The following is a 19,884-nucleotide window of genomic DNA, read 5'->3' as shown; positions in this document are numbered from 1 at the left end:
GCTCAACCCATTCGGGTTATAGAGCCGGTAGGCATTTCACTCCATCGTGTACTGGGTAGTCCCTACTTCATGACTGAACGACCGCTGCTCCTCCTCGACGTGGACGGCCCGCTCAACCCCTTCCGGTCGCCCTTCGCCCGCCTACGCGGCTACACCAGCCACCGAATGAAGCCGGATGTCTGGCTCTCCTACCGCGACCCGGAATCCCGCAGCGCCCGCCGCGGCGCGCGGGTCCGCCTCCACCCCTCCCACGGCCCCCGGCTGCTGGCCCTGCCCTTCGAGCTCACCTGGGCCACCGCCTGGACGCACCAGGCCAACACGATGATCGCCCCGCACATCGGACTTCCCGGTGATCTTCCTGTCGTCGAATGGCCGGAGCTCTTCGCCCGCGACCCGGACGGCCTCTCCTGGAAGACGCGCCCCCTCGTCGACTGGGCGGCCGGCCGGCCCTTCGCCTGGGTCGACGACATGATCACCCCCGCCGACCGCACCTGGGTCGCCGCCCACCACCCGACCCCTGCGCTCCTCCTGCGCATCCACCCCCGCCACGGCCTCCGCGACCGCGACTTCAGTACGTTGACGCGCTGGGCGGCCGGGATCAGTGCAGCAGGGCGGTGACCGGGTCCGGGGAGGGCCGTCCCGTGGGCCACCAGTCCTCGGCGTCCGGGCGGGACTCGTAGGCGTACCAGAGGGCATCGCGGCCCAGGCGGAGCTGGCGGGTGCGGGTCGTGAGGCGGTTGCGGTCGGGGCGGAAGGAGCCCTGGGCGGCGGCGATGAGGGCCGGGCGGGCGCGGTCGAAGGGGCCGGCCGGCGGGTCCCAGGGCTCTTCGAGGGCGGCCAGGGCGGGGCGGCCGCCCTGGCGCCAGGCCGCGGCGGCCCGGGCGAGGTCGGTGGTGGTGCGGCCCGTGGCGCGGGCCAGGTCGCGGTAGAGGGTGCGGGCCGCGCCGGTGAGGCCGGCCGTGGCGTGCGCGGAGGCCAGCCGGACGGCGTCCTGCCAGAGGCTGAGCCCGGCGATCGGGTCCTCGGCGGTGGTCAGGATGTCGAGGGCGCGGACCGCGGCGTCGGAGGCGAGCTGGTCCAGGGCGAGCGGGTCCGGGGCCACGGGATCGGCCGGGTAGGCGGGCGGGAGGCCCGCGGCGGCGGGGGCGGCGAGCGGCGCGGGCAGCAGCGGCAGGCTGGTGCGGGCGAGCGCCACCCTGGCCGGGACGCCGGGGAAATCGGGCGAGGCGTCGGGCTGTTCGCGCGCGGCGTGGGCGGCGTTGCGGCGGGCGAGCTCGTCGAGCAGCTCCCGCTCGCCGCGGCCGCGCAGGAGCAGCAGCACGAAGGGGTCTTCGTCGAGGAGGCGGGCCGCCCGGTAGCAGAGGGCGGCCGCGTGCTTGCACGGCGGACGTCCGAAGTCAGGGCAGGAGCAGTGCGGGTGGAGCTCGCCCGCGGCGGGCAGGATGTCCTGCGCGAGCGACTGCGGAACCTCGCGCTCCAGCAGGGCGGCGAGGGCTCCGGGATCGGCTGCCACCGCCTCCAGGAGCTCGGCCCACTCGGCGTCCGCGAAAGCGGGCAGGGTCAGCTCGGTGCGGTACGGGCGGGGCCGGCTGCCCCGTACGTACGCCACGATCCGGCCGGGGGTGACGGTGACCGCGTCGACGTGGCCCTCGGCGGCGTACGTACGGCCCCGGGCCAGGCGGGCCGTGTCGCCGGAGGCCTCCTCCAGCGCCGACACCCAGGCCCGGCCCCACCAGCTGGCCGCCTCCACCCCGGGGGGCACGGTCTCGAAGGTGCGGCGGCGGTCGTCCCGCGCGGTGATCATGCGGGCCTCCGCAGGGAGACGAGGTCGGCCAGCTCGCGGTCGGTCAGCTCGGTCAGCGCCGAATCCCCGGAGCCGAGCACCGCATCGGCCAGGGCCCGCTTCGCCTCCAGCATCTCGGCGATCCGGTCCTCCACGGTCCCCTCGGCGATGATCCGGTGCACCTGTACGGGCTGGGTCTGGCCGATCCGGTAGGCGCGGTCGGTGGCCTGCTCCTCGACGGCCGGGTTCCACCAGCGGTCGAAGTGGATGACGTGCCCGGCGCGGGTGAGGTTCAGCCCCGTGCCCGCCGCCTTCAGGGAGAGCAGGAAGACGGGTACCTCGCCCGCCTGGAACCGGTCCACCAGCTCCTCACGGCGCGCCACCGGCGTCCCGCCGTGCAGGAGCTGATGGGAGATCCCCCGGTCCGAGAGATGGCGTTCGATCAGACGGGCCATCGTCACGTACTGCGTGAAGACCAGCACCGAGCCGCCCTCGGCCAGGATCGTGTCCAGCAGTTCGTCGAGCAGGGCCAGCTTGCCGGAACGGTGCGGGATCCGGGGCTGCTCCTCTTTCAGGTACTGGGCGGGGTGGTTGCAGATCTGCTTGAGCGAGGCCAGCAGCTTCATGATCATGCCGCGCCGCTCCATGCCCTCGCTCGACTCGATCACGGCCATCGCCTCGTCCACCGCCGCCTGGTAGAGCGAGGCCTGCTCGCGTGTGAGGGAGACGGGGTGGTCGGTCTCCGTCTTCGGCGGCAGCTCGGGCGCGATCCCCGGATCGGACTTCTTGCGGCGCAGCAGGAACGGCCGGACGAGCGCCGACAGCCGGGCCACCGCCGCCTCGTTGCCGCCGTCCTCCTCCTGCTGGTGCTCCACCGGGCGGGCGTGGCGCGCCCGGAAGGCGGTGAGGGGACCCAGCAGCCCGGGCGTGGTCCAGTCGAGCAGCGCCCACAGCTCGGAGAGGTTGTTCTCGACGGGCGTGCCGGTCAGCGCCACCCGGGCCGGGGCCCGCAGGGTGCGCAGCGCCTTCGCGGTCGCCGAGTGCGGGTTCTTGACGTGCTGCGCCTCATCGGCGACGACCATGCCCCAGCTCTGCTCGGCGAGCAGCGGGGCACTGGCGCGCATCGTCCCGTACGTGGTGAGCACGAACCCGCCGGCGCAGGACGTCAGGTCGACGAGGCTGCGGCTGCCGCCGTGGAAGCGGCGCACCGGCGTGCCGGGGGCGAACTTCTCGATCTCCCGCTGCCAGTTGCCCAGCAGGGACGCGGGGCACACCACGAGCGTCGGCTCGGGGCGGTCCCGGTGCAGGTGGAGCGCGATCAGGGTGACGGTCTTGCCCAGGCCCATGTCGTCGGCGAGGCAGGCGCCGAGCCCGAGGGAGGTCATCAGGTCCAGCCAGGCCAGGCCGCGCGCCTGGTAGTCGCGCAGGGTGGCCTTGAGGACGGCGGGCTGCGGCAGCGGGGCCGGGTCCCCGGTCAGCCGCTCCCGCAGGGCGGCCAGCGCCCCCACCGGAACCGCCTCGACCGCTTCTCCCTCGACCTCGGCCGTCCCCGACAGTACGGCGGCCAGCGCGTCCACCGGGTCCAGCAGACCCAGCTGCCGCTTGCGCGCCTTGCGCACCAGCTCCGGATCGACCCGCACCCACTGGTCGCGCAGCCGCACCACCGGCCGGTGGGCCTGCGCGAGGGCGTCCATCTCCCCCGGAGTGAGCCGGTCGCCGCCGAGCGCCAGCTCCCAGGAGAAGGCGAAGAGGTGCTCGGCGTCGAAGAAGGCGGTGCCGTCGGTGGCGGAACCGGGCGCGGTGGACCGTACGACGGCGGTCGCGGAGAGCGTACGGGCCAACTCGCGGGGCCAGTGGACCAGGACCCCGGCGGCCGCCAGCCGGCTCGCGGCCGTGCCGAGCAGGTCTTCGAGCTCCGGGTCGGACAGGGCCAGCGCATCGGGGACCGGCTGGTCGAGCAGGCGCAGCAGGGGCGGCCACACCCGTGCGGCCCGGCGCAGCGCGAGCACGGCGTCGATCCGGGCCCGGGGGCCGAATCCGGCGGCCGCCGTGCCCGCCCAGAGCTGTGCGGCGTCGGTGACCAGGGTGGGATCGGCGAGGCTGTGCACCTGGACGACGGCGGCCCCCGCGCGGCGCACCTCGGCGTCTTCCGCCTCGTCGAAGAGGCGGAAGGAGGACAGGTCGAGCCGCAGCGAGATCCCGACGCCCGTATCGGCCCCGGCGGCGACCTGCGCGGCCCAGTCCCGTATCCCGGGGACCTGCTGCGGTTCCGGGGCGGCGAAGGGCCGGCCGGCGGCCACGGCGGCGGCCGGGGTGCGGGGCAGGCTGTCGGCGACGGCGTCGAGGAAGGCGCGGACCAGCGCCTCCGGTTGGGGCAGGTGCAGGGGGCGGCGGCCGGCCAGCGGGGTCGCGTACCCCTCGTACGGCAGCGCGGCGGCGACCGCGCGGAGGTGGCCGACATCGGCGGCGTCGAGCGGCCCGGCCCGCCAGGCGTCGACCCCTTCAGGGGTGAGCCCGGGGAGCAGCCGGCCTCGGGCGACCAGGGTGAGGGCCTGCCTGGCGGCGGTTCCCCAGGCACGGGTGGCGGGGTGTGCGGAGGGGCTGCGGGCTGCCTGGGCGAGCAGGGGCAGGGCGGAGGTGACGGAGAAGGTCACGGCGGGCACGGGCCGGCTGCGGACGCCGTCGCCGTGCGGGCGGACGATGGTGAGCGGCGCGGGTGTTCCCACCTCGGGCAGGGCGTCCCCGTCGGGCGCCCAGAAGGCGACGCGCCCCTCCCGGGGAACGGCGGCGGGCAGGAAGACGGCGGCGTGGCGCAGCAGCGCGCGCGGCTCCACCGACTGCGGCGGTGTCGTCACCATGTCCCCCTCCCTACGCCCGACCGATACGGATCTCCTCTGCCGCCGAGTCTAGGCGCGCCCACTGACAACGCCCCTGACCAGCCCGTATTCGAGGACCCGCCGGGGGCTACGCGATTCTCCGGGGCCGGCCTGCCGGAGGCTACGGAGTCCGCCGGGGCCGCCGGAGGCGACACGGTTCTCCTGGGCCCTTCGGGTCAGCGGCCCCAGCGCCCCAGTTCCGTCGCGCAGCCGTACACGGGCCGTCCGGTGGCGGCGCTCGCGCGCAGCGGGCGGCCGCTGTCGTCGATGCGGAGGGTGCCGGAGCCGGCCGGACCGCTCCAGCGGAGGTCGAGGTACCAGTCGCAGTCGCAGCCCGTGGTGGTGGCCTCCACCCGCAGGACGACCGGCTCGGACGCCGAGACGCGCAGGGGGAGGAGGGGCCGGGATCGTGCCGTCGGCGTCATTCCCGGCAACCGGCCGGGCGCCTCGGTTCCGGACTCCGAGCCCGGCGTGCACCTCTACGGCATCGGACGCGACGGCTCCACCGTGACGGTCGTGAAGTGGGGGCAGAGGGGCCACCTCTCCGACGCCCCCGTCCCCGCGTTCAAGAAGACGACGACCACCGCCGTGAACAAGCTCAACCCATAGCACGGCTGGCCGCCCCGGACCGTGCCCGGGGTGGGACCATGGACATGAGGTGAGGTCAGGCAAGGCGAGGCGATGACCATGCGTTCCGGAAACGAGCCGGTGACCGCGCGCAGCCCGCTGCGGCTGCGGCTATGGCTGGGCGTGTGGGGACTGATCTGGGCAGTCGCCGGGACGGCCGCCTTCTCGCTGGCGGGCCGTCCCGGCTGGGCGGCCGCCTGCGGGGTCCTGGCGGTCATCGTGACCGTGGACTTGGCGGTGGTCCTGCACCACATCCACCAGGGCCCGCACTACCAGCCCGGCCCGGACATCCCGCCGTACGAACCGCCCCGGCGCCGGTGAGACGGCGGCGGTGAGACGGCGGCGGTGAGGCTCAGTCCTCGAAGCGGGCGGCCTGGAGGTACTCGGGCTGCGGGTCCAGGGCGGCGGCCAGCCGGAAGTGCTTGCGGGCCTGCTCGGGCCGGCCGGAGCGCTCATGGGTACGGGCCAGCGCGAAGTGGGCGAAGGCGTTGTCCGGCTCCCGCTCCAGCACCAACTCGAACTCCAGCTCCGCCGGACGCAGTTGGGCTGCGGCGAAGAAGGCCCGGGCGCGCAGCAGCCGGGCCGCCGTGTTTTCCGGGTGGGCGGCTATGACCGAGTCGAGCAGCTTGACCGCACCGCGCGGGTCGCGTGCGGCCAGCAGCTGCTCGGCGGCCCGGTAGTCGATGACGTGCGTCTCGGGGCTCGCCGCACCGGACGACGAGGACGATGACGAGGAGTGCGGCGTGGTGTCGGACACGATCTGTTCCTTCCCTCTACGGCCGCGTTCAACGCTCCTGCGCGCGCCCGCTATTCCATGGCCGCGTCAGGCCTGACGGCCCCGCCTGCCCCGCCGCCTACTCCGCCCCGTACTCCGCCGCCTACTCCGCCGCCTGCTCCACGGCCCGCTCCGCCGCCTACTCCGCAGCCCGCGCCGTGAGCTCCTCCCACACCGCGCGCACCTGCGGTTCCAGCGCCTCCAGCGGCCCATCGTTGTCGATCACGAGGGTCGCCACCGCCAGCCGCTGCTCCCGGGTGGCCTGCGCGGCCATCCGGGCCCGCGCCTCCTCCTCGGCCATCCCGCGCAGCGCGGTCAGCCGGGCCAGCTGCGTGCCGGGCGCCGCGTCCACCACGACCACCAAGTCGTAGAGGGGCGACAGGCCGTTCTCCGCGAGCAGCGGTACGTCGTGCACCACGATCGCGTCGGCCCCCGCGGCGGCCTCGAGCTCCGCCGACCGGGCCCCGACCAGCGGGTGCACGATCGCATTGAGGGTCTGGAGCTTCGCGGGATCGGCGAACACGATCGACCCCAGCTTCGGCCGGTCCAGCGCCCCCTCCGCGGTCAGCACCGCATCCCCGAAGGCCGCCACCACGGCCGCGAGCCCGGGCGTGCCGGGCTCGACGACCTCCCGCGCGATCCGGTCGGCATCCACGATGACCGCCCCGTACCCCGCCAGCAGCCGCGAGACCTCGCTCTTGCCAGCACCGATTCCGCCCGTCAGGCCCACTTTCAGCATGGCCGCAGCCTAAACCCCGCCCCTGGCACCCCTACATCCCCCTCTGCGTCAGTTCTCGCCCTCGCGCTCCGCGAGGAACCGCTCGAACTCGCGGCCGATCTCGTCCGCCGACGGGATCTCCGCAGGCTCGGCGATCATGTTTCCCCGGGTCTCGGCGCCCGCGGCCGCGTCGTACTGGTGCTCCAGCCCCTGCACCAGGGCGACCAGCTCCTCATCGCCCTCCCGGATCTGCCGGTCGATCTCCGTCTGTGTCCGGTGCGCCTCGGTCCGCAGGGCGTGCGCCACGGCCGGCAGCACCAGCCCGGTCGCCGCCGTGATCGCCTCCAGCACCGTCAGCGCGGCGTCCGGGTACGGGGACCGGGCGACGTAGTGCGGTACGTGCGCGGCGACACCCAGCACGTCGTGCCCGGCCTGGGCCAGGCGGAACTCCACCAGCGACTCCGCGCTGCCCGGCACCTGCGCCTCGTCGGAGGGGCTGCGGTGGCCCGGCATGAGGTCGGTCCGGTTGCCGTGCGGGGTGATGCCCACGGGGCGGGTGTGCGGGACGCCCATCGGGATGCCGTGGAAGTTGACCGAGAGCCGGACCCCGAGGCGTTCGACGATCTGCCGGACGGCGACGGAGAAGCGCTCCCACTCCACGTCCGGCTCCGGACCGGACAGCAGCAGGAAGGGGGCTCCGGTGGCGTCCTGGACGAGCCGGACCTCCAGCCGGGGCTCCTCGAACTCCGTCCAGTGGTCGCGCTGGAAGGTCAGCAGCGGGCGGCGCGCCCGGTAGTCCACCAGCCGGTCCGCGTCGAAGCGGGCGACCGCCTGGTGGGGCAGGGTGTCCAGGAGCCGCTCCACGATCTGCTCCCCGGCCTCACCCGCGTCGATGTACCCCTCGAAGTGGTACAGCATGACCAGCCCGGCCGAGTCCTGGGCGACCGCCAGGTCGGCCACCGCCAGACCCTTGGCGTCCCATTCGTACAAACCCTGTGGATCAAGCACCGCCACCACTCCTCCTCGCCGCGTTCTCTGCGAAGAACGTCCAAGACCGCGCCACCATTCCCCAGTTGGCCGCATTCACAGGAACGCAACGGTTCACGCATCGGATCACCTGAGGGATCACGCGAGCGACACGCGAGGGATCACGCGGCGAATCAAGGGGAAAACGCGGTAAGGCCCGCCCCCCGAAGGGGACGGGCCTTACCGTTCAGCTCAGTCAGCTCGGCTCACACCGGAGTGTGATGCGCGCTGCGATCAGCTCTGGCCGCCGGCCAGCTTCTCGCGGAGCGCGGCCAGGGCCTCGTCCGACGCCAGGGCGCCGGAGGTCTCGTCCGACTCCGAGGAGTACGAACCACCGGAGATGCCCGCACTGGCGTTGCCACTGGCGGCCGGGGCGGCAGCGCCCTCGGCGGCAGCGGCCTCGTCGGCCTCGCGGCTCTTGATGACCTGCGCCTGGTGCTGCTCGAAGCGCTGCTGCGCCTCGGCGTACTGGGTCTCCCAGGCCTCGCGCTGCTTGTCGAAGCCCTCGAGCCAGTCGTTGGTCTCGGGGTCGAAGCCCTCGGGGTAGATGTAGTTGCCCTGGTCGTCGTACGACGCGGCCATGCCGTACAGGGTCGGGTCGAACTCGACCGACGCCGGGTCGGCACCGAAGGACTCGTTGGCCTGCTTCAGCGACAGCGAGATCCGGCGACGCTCAAGGTCGATGTCGATGACCTTGACGAAGATCTCGTCGTTGACCTGGACGACCTGCTCCGGGATCTCCACGTGGCGCTCGGCCAGCTCGGAGATGTGGACCAGACCCTCGATGCCCTCGTCCACGCGGACGAACGCACCGAACGGAACCAGCTTGGTGACCTTACCCGGGACAACCTGACCGATCTGGTGGGTCCGGGCGAACTGCTGCCACGGGTCCTCCTGCGTCGCCTTCAGCGACAGGGAGACACGCTCGCGGTCCATGTCGACGTCGAGAACCTCGACGGTGACTTCCTGGCCGACCTCGACAACCTCGGACGGGTGGTCGATGTGCTTCCAGGACAGCTCGGAGACGTGCACGAGACCGTCGACGCCACCCAGGTCCACGAAGGCACCGAAGTTGACGATCGAGGAGACGACGCCGGAGCGGACCTGACCCTTCTGCAGGGTGGTGAGGAACGTCTGGCGGACCTCGGACTGGGTCTGCTCCAGCCAGGCGCGGCGGGACAGGACCACGTTGTTGCGGTTCTTGTCCAGCTCGATGATCTTCGCCTCGAGCTCCTTGCCCACGTAGGGCTGGAGGTCGCGGACGCGACGCATCTCGACGAGAGAGGCCGGCAGGAAGCCGCGGAGGCCGATGTCCAGGATGAGACCACCCTTGACGACCTCGATGACGGTACCGGTGACGATGCCGTCTTCTTCCTTGATCTTCTCGATGGTGCCCCAGGCACGCTCGTACTGAGCGCGCTTCTTCGAGAGGATCAGGCGGCCTTCCTTGTCCTCCTTCTGGAGAACCAGGGCCTCGATCTCGTCGCCGACCTTGACGACCTCGTTCGGGTCGACGTCGTGCTTGATCGAGAGCTCGCGGCTCGGGATGACGCCTTCGGTCTTGTAACCGATGTCGAGGAGAACCTCGTCCCGGTCAACCTTGACGATGACGCCCTCGACGATGTCGCCATCGTTGAAGTACTTGATCGTCGCGTCGATCGCCGCGAGGAACGCGTCCGCGTCGCCGATGTCGTTGACCGCAACCTGCGGAGTGGTGGCGGTGGTCTCGGTGCTGCTCGTCATGTGGGAAAGGGCTCCGGTTACGGACAGAAAGTCGTAGGTACTGCTACGCCGGGAGCCCTTATCGGCATCCACCGAAGCCGGACAGCCAAGGAGACCCCACATTCCGCGCAGCGCGGAGGGCCTCGAAAACCGAGGGGACATCAACAGATGCAAGCGCAGCCTGCTAGGTCTGAGGAGCACAGGCTCGCAGCGCAACTTGTAGCATACGGGGGCGGCCGGACAGGGTCAATGCGCGAAGGCGGACACCCCCGGCGGACCGCCGCAAAACCGGCACAATTCGTGGGCGGGGGCGCCGTGATGGCACTTCCCCCGCTCCGCAGACATTCGCAGACTACGACGACGGGCCCCATGAACCAAGAGGACTACGCCCCCGAAGACGCGTACGCGGCCGATTCCGCCTCCGGGGACGACGCCGAGGCCACCCGGCGTGACGCCGGAGAAGCGGAGAGCAGCCGGGCCAGCCGCGGCTGGTGGGACCGCAACGCCGACGAGTACCAGAGCGAGCACGGGGCCTTCCTCGGCGACGACCGCTTCGTATGGGGACCCGAGGGCCTGGACGAGGCGGAAGCGGCCCTGCTCGGCCCCGCCGCCTCCCTCAAGGGCAAGCACGTCCTGGAGATCGGCGCCGGCGCCGCGCAGTGCTCGCGCTGGCTGGCCGCGCAGGGCGCCCGCCCCGTAGCCCTCGACCTCTCCCACCGCCAGCTCCAGCACGCCCTGCGCATCGGCGGCCATGACGTGCCGAGGGCCCACCTCGTCGAGGCCGACGCCGGGCGGCTGCCCTTCCGCGACGCCTCCTTCGACCTCGCCTGCTCCGCCTACGGCGCCGTCCCCTTCGTCGCCGACCCGGTGAACGTGATGCGCGAGGTGCACCGGGTACTGCGCCCCGGCGGCCGCTGGGTCTTCTCCGTCACCCACCCCATCCGCTGGGCCTTCCCCGACGAGCCGGGTCCCGAGGGCCTGTCCGTCGCCGCCTCCTACTTCGACCGGACCCCGTACGTCGAGCAGGACGAGGAGGGCCGCGCCGTGTACGTGGAGCACCACCGCACGATCGGCGACCGGGTCCGCGACGTGGTGACGGGCGGTTTCCGCCTCGTCGACCTGGTCGAGCCCGAATGGCCCGAATGGAACCGCCAGGAGTGGGGCGGCTGGTCCCCGCTGCGCGGCAACCTCATCCCGGGCACCGCGATCTTCGTGTGCGAGAGGGACTGAGCCCCGGTGACGCGCCCGAGCACCCGGTTGCGCCAGGCCTCCCTCGACGCCCTCCCCGTACGGGAGGCCGTGCCCGCGCTCGTCTCGGCGCTGGACACCCACGGCACCGCCGTGCTCTGCGCGCCGCCCGGCACCGGCAAGACCACGCTGGTGCCGCTGGTGCTGGCCGGGCTGGTGGGCGGCGGGCCGCGGCGCCGGGTCGTGGTCGCCGAGCCGCGGCGGATCGCCGCCCGGGCGGCGGCGCGGCGCATGGCCTGGCTGCTGGGCGAGGCCGTCGGCGGCTCGGTGGGCTTCACGGTGCGCGGGGAGCGTGTCGTGGGCGCCGGGACCGTGGTGGAGGTGGTGACCACCGGTGTGCTGCTCCAGCGGCTCCAGCGGGACCAGGAGCTGGCTGGCGTGGACGTGGTGATCCTGGACGAGTGCCACGAGCGGCACCTCGACGCCGATACGGTCGCCGCCTTCCTCCTGGACGTACGGGAGACCCTGCGCCCGGAGCTGCGGCTGGTGGCGGCTTCGGCGACGACCGACGCGGCCGGCTGGTCGCACGTACTCGGCCATGGCGGTCCCGGGGGTGCGCCGGTGGTGGAGGCTGCGGGGGTCTCGTACCCGGTGGAGACGGTCTGGGCCCCGCCGGCCCGCCCGGTGCGGCCGCCGCACGGGATGCGGGTGGATCCGGCGCAGCTCGCACACGTGGCCGCGGTGGTGCGGCGGGCGCTGGCGGAACGTTCCGGCGATGTCCTGTGCTTCCTCCCCGGCGTCGGGGAGATCGCCCGGGTGGCCGGGCAGCTGGGCGGGGTGGACGCGGAGGTGCTCCAGGTGCACGGCCGGGCCCCGGCGGCGGTGCAGGACGCGGCGCTCACGCCCGCCGCACACCGCCGCGTCATCCTCGCCACCGCCGTGGCCGAGTCCAGCCTGACCGTGCCGGGGGTGCGGGTGGTGGTGGACTCCGGGCTGGCGCGCGAACCCCGGGTGGACCATGCGCGGGGGCTGGGCGCGCTGGCGACCGTACGGGCCTCCCGCGCGGCCGGGCGCCAGCGGGCGGGGCGGGCCGGGCGTGAGGCGCCGGGCGCGGTGTACCGCTGCTGGCCGGAGGCCGAGGACGGCCGCCTGCCCGCGTACCCCTCCCCCGAGATCCGCATCGCCGACCTGGCGCAGTTCGCCCTGCAGGCCGCCTGCTGGGGCGATCCGGACGCGTCCGGGCTGGCGCTGCTGGACCCGCCGCCGGCCGGGGCGATGGCCGCGGCGCGGGAGGTGCTGCTGGCGGTGGGCGCGGTGGACGGGGCGGGCCGCCCGACCGCGCGGGGGCTCCGCATGGCCCGGCTGGGGCTGCACCCCCGGCTGGCCCGGGCCCTGCTGGACGGCTCCGCCGCCCTCGGCTCCCGGCGGGCGGCGGAGGTCGTGGCGCTGCTGAGCGAGGAGCCGCCGCGGGAGTACGGGGACGACCTGGCCGCCGCCTGGCGCGCGGCCCGCCGCGGCGGCGACGCCTACGCGGCCCGCTGGCGCGCGGAGTCCCGCCGCCTGGAACGCGCCGCGGCTCCGGCAAACGCCGACGCGGCTGCCATGGCGGACCGGGCAATTCCAGCCTCGCCGGCGTTTGAGGCGCTGGGTGTACCCCCAGCGGCAGCTGGGAGAGGGTCCGGGGGCGGATCCCCCGCCGGGGCCGGGGCGGAGCCCCCGGGACGGGGCCATGGGGCGGAGCCCCCCGCGCGGCGGAGCCGCATATTCGGCACGTCGGGAAGGGGCGGGGTGGGGAACTCTCCGACGACGCCGCCGCCGGGCTCGTGGCGGCCCTGGCCTTTCCGGAGCGCGTCGCGAAGACAAAGGGCGAGGGCACCTTCCTCATGGCCTCCGGAACGGCGGCCGAGCTCGCCGCCGGCTCACCGCTGCGCCCCGCCCCCTGGCTCGCCGTAGCCGTCGCCGACCGCGCCCCCCACTCCGCCTCCGCCCGCGTCCGACTGGCCGCCGTCATCGACGAGGACACCGCCCTGGCCGCCGCCGGACACCTCCGCACGACCGCCGAGGAGGTCCGCTGGGAGAACGGGGACGTCGTCGCGCGCGCAGCGGAACGGGTCGGGGCGATCGAGCTGGCCGTGCGGCCGCTGCGCGACCCCGACCCGGCTCTCGTACGGGCCGCGCTGCTGGACGGCCTGCGCACCGAGGGGTTCGGCCTCCTGCGCTGGTCCCCCGACGCACAGACCCTCCGCGCCCGGCTCGGCTTCCTGTACCGGACGCTCGGCGGCGCCTGGCCCGACGTGGCGGACGACGGCGCCCTCCTGGACCGCGCCGACGACTGGCTGGAGCCCGAGCTGTCCCGGGCCCGGCGCCGCGCGGACCTCGCGCGGATCGATGCAGGGCAGGCCCTGAACCGGCTGCTGCCCTGGGCCACCGGCGAGGCCTCCCGGCTGGACGAGCTGGCTCCGGAACGGCTCGAGGTGCCCAGCGGATCCCGGATCACGGTGGACTACTCCGCCGATCAGCCGGTGCTCGCCGTAAAGCTCCAAGAGCTGTTCGGGCTGGCCGAGACCCCGCGCGTGGCGGGGGTTCCCGTACTCGTCCACCTGCTGTCGCCCGCCGGCCGCCCCGCCGCCGTCACCGCCGACCTCGCCTCCTTCTGGCAGGGCGGCTACCGGGCCGTCCGCGCCGAGCTGCGCGGCCGCTACCCCAAGCACCCATGGCCGGAGGACCCCGCCACCGCCGAGCCCACGCGCCACACCAACGCCCGGCTCAGGCGCTGAGCCCCTCCGGCCCCGCCCCCGGCTCGCGGCGCCCGCGCGCCTCCAGCCACAGCGCCAGCCCCAGGAGCGCCAGCCCGCCGGCCGCCAGGCCGATCGGCGCGTAGGTGTGCAGCGCGAGGACCTTCGTACGGTTCGACTTGACCAGGTCGACGGTGTAGTCGCTGTAGTCCTCGCGCATCTTCACGTGTCCGGCGAAGGCGGTGAGTTTGCCGTCGGGTCCGCCCGCCGCGATTCCGCCGCGCATCTCCTGCTGGATCTCCTGCTCGGCGTTGACCGGGGCCCCGGTCACCGGATCGACCCAGAACATCGCCTTCGTCGTGTACCAGAGCGTGGTGCCGGTGGTCGCCTCGATCGTCGCCGGGTCGATGCCCTCGATCGGCATCTTCTTCGGCATGGGCACCTTGGTCCAGGGGACGGTCTGCTCGAAGTAGTAGACGTCCATGCCCTTGAACGTGCGCGGCCCCACGTAGTGGATCGGCGAGGAGGTACGGGTCTGCGCGTCGAAGTACAGGTAGTCGCGCGGCTCGGTGAAGAACGGCCACTTGAACTCGATGCCCTCGCGCTTGACGGCGTCCCCGTCGACCATCTCGCCCGTCGCGTGCACCGGGTCCTGGGTGTGCGCGTCGAAGATGTAGCGCTCGGGAATCTGGGAGACCATCTTCCCGTCCGGGTCGATGATGTGCGTCAGCGTGTCCCAGACGACGACGTCCTTGCCCCTGCCGGCCTCGATCTCCTTGGACGCCTCCACATTGCCCTTCAGGGTCTGGACGATCGTGACCTTGTCGACCTTCTTGGGCTGCATGCCGTTGAAGTAGTCGAGGAGGGTGGCGTCCTTCGCCTCCAGAACCACCTCCTGGTACTGGTTCGGCGGGATCTTGGCGAGGCGCGGGTACGCGTACCAGCGCAGCAGCGGCGCGAGGGCCGCGAAGAAGACGGCCAGTGCCAGCAGGACAAGGCTCGCTCTGCGTCGCATCGCCGGGCCCTCCTCTACTTTCCGGGCGCGGCGGGCGCGGTGGTGAGCAGGGGCTTGGGCGAGGTCGTGCCTTCGGGCGCCCCGAGCGCCGTGATGGCGAGGACGAGGAGCACCGCGAGGACGAGCCCGCTGGCGGCGGCGATGAATGCGCGCATGCCGGGTCTCCGGAATCTGATAGGGCGTCAGGGCGGAGGCACCGTAGCAATGCGGACGCGAGATGAGAACCGTTCGACTACGGGGTTTCCCCCGGGCCGGTCGCCTTCGGCGTGGCCGAAGGCGACGGGGACGAGGACGAGGACGGTGAGGCGGACGGCTTGGGCTTCGGCGCCGTGGTCGGAGTCGGGGTGGGCGTGGGCGTCGGCGTGGGGCTCGGGGTCGGCGTGGGGGTCGGGGTGGGACTGGGCGTCGGCGGCGGAGTCGGGGTGGGGCTGGGCGTCGGCGTCGGGCTCGGCTCGGGCTTCGGCGTGGGGGTGGGCGCCGGAGCGGGAGTGGGGGTGGGAGTAGGGGTCGGCGTCGGGCTCGGCTTCGGCTTCGGGTCCGGCGTGGGGCTCGGCTTCGGGTCCGGCGTGGGCGTGGGGCTCGACTTCGGGTCCGGCTTCGGGTCCGGCTTCGGGTCCGGCTTCGGGTCCGGCTTCGGGTCCGGCTTCGGCGGTGTCACCGCCGGCGCCCCCGCGCCCGTACCGCCGGTGTCCGGGACCCCGTGCGCCCCCTGGAGGTAGTACGTGAACCAGGACCGCACCGTCCGCAGGTACTCGGTGGACCGGTTGTAGGAGAGGACGGCGCGGTCAACGTCCGCCTCCAGCCGCAGGTTCCGGGGCCCCGCGCACAGGTAGCGCCCGGCCGCGAGGGCCGCGTCGTACACGTTGTTCGGGTTGCGCCGGCCGTCGCCGTCCGCGTCCTGGCCCCACGCCGCCCACGTGGAGGGGATGAACTGCATCGGCCCGACCGCCCGGTCGTACCGGGCGTCGCCGTCGTACGCACCGCCGTCGGTGTCCGGGATGTCGGCGAAGCCGTTGCCGTCGAGCACGGGCCCCAGGATGGGCCGCAGCGTGGTCCCGGCCGCGTCCACCCGGCCGCCGCGCGCCTGCCCGGACTCGACCTTGCCGATGGCGGCGAGGAGTTGCCAGCGCAGCCCGCATCCGGGGTCGCTCTCCCCCACCGTCTTCTCCGCGCGCACGTACGCCGCGAGCACGGTCGCCGGAATCCCCTGCGCTCCCGTCCCGGTGGCAGCCGGTTCCTCGGCCGGCCCGGTCACGGCCGCCGCCTGTCCGGCGGGTTCGTTCGGCGCGGCCGGCGCCTCCTCAGCCGCCTGCGGCACGGCGGGCGGGGCGGGGCTCACCAGCGGCGGCAGTTCGGTGAAGTAGGAGGAGTCGCCGCCGCTTCCGGTCGCCGGAAGGGGCTGCGCACTTCCCCCTCCGGCCGCCGCGGTCCGGTCCGTGCGGCCGGCGGCCGGCCCCTGGGAGGCGGTCACCGCGGCGACCACCAGCGCGGAGACGAGGGCGGCCGCCCCACCCCTGCGCAGCCTGCGTCCGAATATTCGAGCCGACATGAGCCGGACCCCTCCCCCTCGACGTGCGCGTGACCCTACGTCAACTCCCTTCACAGGGCACGCATCGCGGTGCGGAATTCACCACATCCCCACGTCGTGTGCAGGTCCCGCATACTGGCGTGGACCACTGGGCCCGTTCAGATTGGCGAGACGCACCATGCCGTTCACTCTCAGCCATGCGGCCGCCGTGCTTCCGGCCCTCCGCCGGACCGGGCGTGCGCGGGGGCCGCTGGTCGCCTCCGCCCTGGTCCTTGGGTCGTTCGCACCCGACACCTTCTACTTCGCGGACACGGTCGTCTCGGGCGTCAAGCAGTACGGCACCTTCTCGCACTCGCTGCCGGGTGTGCTGACCGTGGACGCCGTACTGACCGCGGTCCTCGCGGCATGCTGGCTGCTGCTGCGCGAACCGCTGGTCGCGCTCCTGCCGCGCGCCTGGCAGGGCCGTGTCCACGCCTTCGTACGCGGCGAACACTGGCGGGCACGCCGACTGCCCTCACTCGCGCTCTGGTTCTACCTCTCCGCGGTGGCCGGCTCCCTCACGCACGTCGTGTGGGACAGCTTCACGCACGTGGACCGCTTCGGGATGCACGCACTGCCGGCGCTCGGCGAGCCGCTCGCCTTCGGCCTGCCGCTCTACTCGTACCTCCAATACGGCAGTTCGTTGCTCGCCGCCTGCGCCCTGCTCTGGTTCACCGTGACCGGCCTGCGCCGGCTGCCGGCCTCGCCGGCCCCCGTGTCCGTGCCGGTGCTCGGCCGCACGGAGGTCTGGGGTGCGCTCGCCCTGCTCGTGGTGTGCGTGGCGACCGGGATCACGATGCGCGTGATCCGCTTCTTCACCTTCTTCGACCAGATCCGTACCCCGCTCGACATCATCCCGACGGTCTGCTTCGGCGCGGGCGGCGGCCTCTGCGTGGCCCTGCTGCTGTACGGCGCCCTCGTGCGGCTCCGGCACCGCGGCGACCGGGACCGAGACCGGGACCGGGATGAAGACGGCGGCAGCGGCGGCGGACAGCGTACGGACGAGGACGCGCGAACGCCCGTCCCCACCGCGTAGCGGGGACGGGCGTTCGCGGAACCGTCGTACGGGGATCAGTGCGCGGCGGACTCCCAGTCGGGGCCGACGCCCACGGACACGTCCAGCGGGGCCCGGAGCTCGACGGCGGCGCCCATCTCGCGGCGCACCAGCTCCTCGACCTTCTTCCGCTCGCCCGGGGCGATCTCCAGCACGATTTCGTCGTGGACCTGGAGCAGCATCCGCGACTTCAGCCCGGCCTCGGCGACCGCCTTGTCCACGCGGAGCATCGCGACCTTGACGATGTCGGCTGCGGTGCCCTGGATCGGCGCGTTGAGCGCCATCCGCTCCGCGGACTCGCGGCGCTGGCGGTTGTCGCTGTTGAGGTCCGGCAGGTACCGGCGGCGGCCGAAGACCGTCGCCGTGTAGCCGGTGGCCCGGGCTTCCTCGACGACGCGGCGCAGGTAGTCCCGCACCCCGCCGAACCGCTCGAAGTACGTCTCCATCAGGCCGCGCGCCTCGGCGGGCTCGATGTTCAGCTGCTGCGCGAGACCGAAGGCGGAGAGCCCGTACGCGAGACCGTACGACATGGCCTTGATCTTGCGGCGCATCTCGGCGTCGACGGCGGACCGCTCCACGCCGAACACCTGGGAGGCCACGGTGGTGTGCAGGTCCTCGCCGGACAGGAACGCCTCGATCAGGCCCGCGTCCTCGGAGAGGTGGGCCATGACGCGCAGCTCGATCTGGCTGTAGTCGGCGGTCATGAGGGACTCGAAGCCCTCGCCGACGACGAACCCGCGGCGGATCGCGCGGCCCTCGTCGGTGCGCACCGGCACGTTCTGCAGGTTGGGATCGGTGGAGGACAGGCGTCCGGTCGCGGCCACGGTCTGGCTGAAGCTGGTGTGCACCCGCCCGTCGGCGCCGATGGTCTTCACCAGGCCCTCGACCGTGACGCGCAGCTTGGCCTGCTCCCGGTGGCGCAGCATGATCACCGGGAGTTCGTGGTCGGTCTGCGTGGCCAGCCAGGCCAGCGCGTCGGCGTCCGTGGTGTAGCCGGTCTTGGTCTTCTTCGTCTTCGGCAGGTCCAGCTCGCCGAAGAAGACCTCCTGGAGCTGCTTGGGCGAGCCGAGGTTGAACTCGTGGCCGACCGCCGCGTGCGCCTCCTTCACCGCCTGCTGCACCGCTCCCGCGAACTGCTGCTCCATGGCCTCCAGGTGGTCGCGGTCGGCGGCGATACCGGCCCGCTCCATCCGGGCGAGCAGCTCGGAGGTCGGCAGCTCCATGTCGTGGAGCAGCTCGGCGGCGCCCACCTCGGCGAGCTTCTCGGTGAAGGCCGCGCCGAGGTCCAGGACCGCGCGGGCCTGCCCCATCAGCGCCTCCGCCTCGGCCGTCTCGTCGGCGCCGAAGGCCAGCTGGCCGTCGGCGGCGGCGGGCGCGAGCTCCCGGTGCAGGTACTCGTTGGACAGCACGTCCAGCGCGAAGGACCGGCGGCCCGGCTTGACCAGGTAGGCGGCGAGCGCCGTGTCCATGGTGACGCCCGCGAGGCTCCAGCCGTGCTCGGGGAAGACCCGCATCAGGCCCTTGGCGTTGTGCACGACCTTCGGCTTCGCCGGGTCGGCCGCCCAGGCCGCGAACGCCCGCTCGTCGGCCTCGTCCAGCTCGGACGGATCGAACCAGGCGGCGGCCCCGCCGGCCGCGGCCAGCGCGATCTCGCTGACATTGCCCTGCCCCAGCGCCCAGCTGTCCACGGTGGAGATACCGAGCGGCGCGCCCGCATGGGCCTCCAGCCACGGCGCGACCTCGCCCGCGCCCAGCACCGAGCCGTCCAGCTCCACACCCGGCGCCGCCGGAGCCGGGGCCTCCACCTCGGCCGCGCCCGGGTCCACCGCCAGCAGCCGCTCGCGCAGCGAGGCGTTGCGGATCTCCAGCACGTCCAGCACCCCGGTCACGGCGGACCGGTCGTACGGGAGGCGGGTCAGGTCGGCGGGGGTCTTGGGCAGCTCCACGTCCTTGACCATCTCGGTCAGGACACGGTTGAGCTTGACGGCCTCCAGGTGGTCCCGGAAGTTCTGCCCGGCCTTGCCCTTGACCTCCTGGGCACGCTCCACGAGCTCCTTGAACGACCCGAACTGGGTGATCCACTTGGCCGCGGTCTTCTCGCCGACGCCCGGGATGCCGGGGAGGTTGTCGGACGGGTCGCCGCGCAGCGCCGCGAAGTCCGGATACTGCTGGGGGGTGAGCCCGTACTTCTCCTCGACCTTCTCCGGGGTGAAGCGGGTGAGCTCGGAGACGCCCTTGGTCGGGTAGAGCACGGTGGTGTGCTCGGACACGAGCTGGAAGGAGTCACGGTCGCCGGTGACGATCAGCACGTCGAAGCCGAGGGCCTCCGCCTGCGTCGCGAGCGTCGCGATCACGTCGTCGGCCTCGAAGCCGTCGATCGCGAACCGCGGCACGTGCATCGCGTCGAGCAGCTCGCCGATCAGCTCGACCTGCCCCTTGAACTCGTCGGGGGTCTTGGAGCGGTTCGCCTTGTATTCGGGGAACTCCGTCGACCGCCACGTCTTGCGGGACACGTCGAACGCCACCGCGAAATGCGTGGGCGCCTCGTCGCGCAGCGTGTTCGCCAGCATCGACGCGAAGCCGTAGATGGCGTTGGTCGGCTGGCCGGTCGCGGTCGTGAAGTTCTCCGCGGGCAGCGCGAAGAACGCCCGGTACGCCAGGGAGTGCCCGTCCATGAGCATCAGGCGGGGGCGGTCCGCTGCGGTCGTCTGGTCGGTCTTCTTCGATACTGAATCTGCCACGCCCCCGATCCTAGGCGCCCCCGCTGACAATTCCGGCAGTCGGCGATGTCGGTGGAG

At 73.3% G+C, this 19,884-nt stretch carries 15 protein-coding genes and 2 pseudogenes; 6 read left to right on the top strand and 11 right to left on the bottom strand.

Annotation, left to right across the window (positions count from 1 at the left end):
* The first annotated feature begins 69 nt into the window (after window positions 1–69).
* A complete protein-coding gene (locus tag J7E94_RS29470) occupies window positions 70–618 on the top strand; it encodes a 2-oxo-4-hydroxy-4-carboxy-5-ureidoimidazoline decarboxylase (protein WP_215019849.1) in 549 nt (182 codons plus the stop codon).
* On the opposite strand, the gene J7E94_RS29465 is transcribed toward J7E94_RS29470, so the two are convergent.
* From J7E94_RS29465 to J7E94_RS29455, 3 genes are all read right to left on the bottom strand, one after another.
* The gene (locus J7E94_RS29465) at window positions 599–1,804 is read right to left on the bottom strand and encodes an SWIM zinc finger family protein (protein WP_215019848.1); all 1,206 of its coding nucleotides are present in this window, start codon (window positions 1,802–1,804) and stop codon (window positions 599–601) included. The genes J7E94_RS29470 and J7E94_RS29465 overlap by 20 nt on opposite strands.
* Complete coding sequence (locus tag J7E94_RS29460) at window positions 1,801–4,641, bottom strand: DEAD/DEAH box helicase (RefSeq protein ID WP_215019847.1); 2,841 nt, start codon at window positions 4,639–4,641, stop codon at window positions 1,801–1,803. Before J7E94_RS29460 ends, J7E94_RS29465 begins: the two co-directional genes overlap by 4 nt.
* Window positions 4,642–4,835: 194 nt before the next feature.
* Window positions 4,836–5,084 (bottom strand): hypothetical protein, encoded by a 249-nt coding sequence (locus J7E94_RS29455; protein ID WP_215019846.1) that lies wholly within the window; start codon window positions 5,082–5,084, stop codon window positions 4,836–4,838.
* Window positions 5,085–5,130: 46 nt separating this feature from the next.
* Here J7E94_RS29455 and J7E94_RS29450 point away from each other — a divergent pair.
* Together J7E94_RS29450 and J7E94_RS29445 are read left to right on the top strand one after the other, a co-directional pair.
* Window positions 5,131–5,268: pseudogene (locus J7E94_RS29450) on the top strand (hypothetical protein); the annotation flags it as partial.
* A 78-nt stretch (window positions 5,269–5,346) separates the two neighbouring features.
* Window positions 5,347–5,607, top strand: a complete 261-nt coding sequence (locus J7E94_RS29445) for a DUF6343 family protein (RefSeq protein ID WP_215019878.1) — start codon at window positions 5,347–5,349, stop codon at window positions 5,605–5,607.
* Between the two features lie 31 nt (window positions 5,608–5,638).
* Here J7E94_RS29445 and J7E94_RS29440 read toward each other — a convergent pair whose 3' ends face one another.
* The 4 genes from J7E94_RS29440 to rpsA all read right to left on the bottom strand — a co-directional run bounded on the left by J7E94_RS29440 (window position 5,639) and on the right by rpsA (window position 9,548).
* Window positions 5,639–6,043 (bottom strand): tetratricopeptide repeat protein, encoded by a 405-nt coding sequence (locus tag J7E94_RS29440; protein WP_215019845.1) that lies wholly within the window; start codon window positions 6,041–6,043, stop codon window positions 5,639–5,641.
* Window positions 6,044–6,200: 157 nt separating this feature from the next.
* Window positions 6,201–6,800, bottom strand: a complete 600-nt coding sequence (coaE, locus tag J7E94_RS29435; protein ID WP_215019844.1) for a dephospho-CoA kinase — start codon at window positions 6,798–6,800, stop codon at window positions 6,201–6,203.
* Between the two features lie 48 nt (window positions 6,801–6,848).
* Complete coding sequence (locus tag J7E94_RS29430; RefSeq protein ID WP_215019843.1) at window positions 6,849–7,787, bottom strand: PAC2 family protein; 939 nt, start codon at window positions 7,785–7,787, stop codon at window positions 6,849–6,851.
* Window positions 7,788–8,039: 252 nt separating this feature from the next.
* Complete coding sequence (rpsA, locus tag J7E94_RS29425) at window positions 8,040–9,548, bottom strand: 30S ribosomal protein S1 (protein ID WP_215019842.1); 1,509 nt, start codon at window positions 9,546–9,548, stop codon at window positions 8,040–8,042.
* A gap of 348 nt (window positions 9,549–9,896) precedes the next feature.
* Between rpsA and J7E94_RS29420 the strand changes: the two genes are divergently transcribed.
* Together J7E94_RS29420 and J7E94_RS29415 are read left to right on the top strand one after the other, a co-directional pair.
* Complete coding sequence (locus tag J7E94_RS29420; protein WP_215019841.1) at window positions 9,897–10,757, top strand: class I SAM-dependent methyltransferase; 861 nt, start codon at window positions 9,897–9,899, stop codon at window positions 10,755–10,757.
* Window positions 10,661–13,492 (top strand): annotated as a pseudogene (locus J7E94_RS29415) (ATP-dependent RNA helicase). The gene J7E94_RS29420 and the pseudogene J7E94_RS29415 overlap by 97 nt, the downstream one beginning before the upstream one ends.
* On the opposite strand, the gene J7E94_RS29405 reads toward J7E94_RS29415, so the two are convergent.
* The 3 genes from J7E94_RS29405 to J7E94_RS29395 all read right to left on the bottom strand — a co-directional run bounded on the left by J7E94_RS29405 (window position 13,482) and on the right by J7E94_RS29395 (window position 16,014).
* Window positions 13,482–14,465, bottom strand: coding sequence for a DUF3068 domain-containing protein (locus J7E94_RS29405; protein WP_215019839.1), 984 nt, complete (start codon window positions 14,463–14,465; stop codon window positions 13,482–13,484). The pseudogene J7E94_RS29415 and the gene J7E94_RS29405 sit on opposite strands and share 11 nt — an antisense overlap.
* Window positions 14,466–14,479: 14 nt before the next feature.
* Entirely contained in the window at window positions 14,480–14,620 is a 141-nt protein-coding gene (locus J7E94_RS29400) for an SPW_0924 family protein (RefSeq protein WP_215019838.1), read from the bottom strand.
* A 77-nt stretch (window positions 14,621–14,697) separates the two neighbouring features.
* The gene (locus tag J7E94_RS29395) at window positions 14,698–16,014 is read right to left on the bottom strand and encodes a lytic transglycosylase domain-containing protein (RefSeq protein ID WP_215019837.1); all 1,317 of its coding nucleotides are present in this window, start codon (window positions 16,012–16,014) and stop codon (window positions 14,698–14,700) included.
* Between the two features lie 157 nt (window positions 16,015–16,171).
* Here J7E94_RS29395 and J7E94_RS29390 point away from each other — a divergent pair, with 157 nt between their 5' ends.
* The gene (locus J7E94_RS29390; RefSeq protein WP_215019836.1) at window positions 16,172–17,068 is read left to right on the top strand and encodes a DUF4184 family protein; all 897 of its coding nucleotides are present in this window, start codon (window positions 16,172–16,174) and stop codon (window positions 17,066–17,068) included.
* Window positions 17,069–17,103: 35 nt separating this feature from the next.
* On the opposite strand, the gene polA is transcribed toward J7E94_RS29390, so the two are convergent.
* Window positions 17,104–19,827, bottom strand: coding sequence for a DNA polymerase I (gene polA, locus J7E94_RS29385; protein ID WP_215019835.1), 2,724 nt, complete (start codon window positions 19,825–19,827; stop codon window positions 17,104–17,106).
* Window positions 19,828–19,884 lie beyond the last annotated feature (57 nt).

Source organism: Streptomyces sp. ISL-94 (assembly GCF_018614075.1).
In the GTDB taxonomy this organism is placed as follows: Bacteria; Actinomycetota; Actinomycetes; order Streptomycetales; family Streptomycetaceae; genus Streptomyces.
Note: the sequence above shows the minus strand (reverse complement) of the source record. Positions and strands in the feature narration are given on the sequence as shown.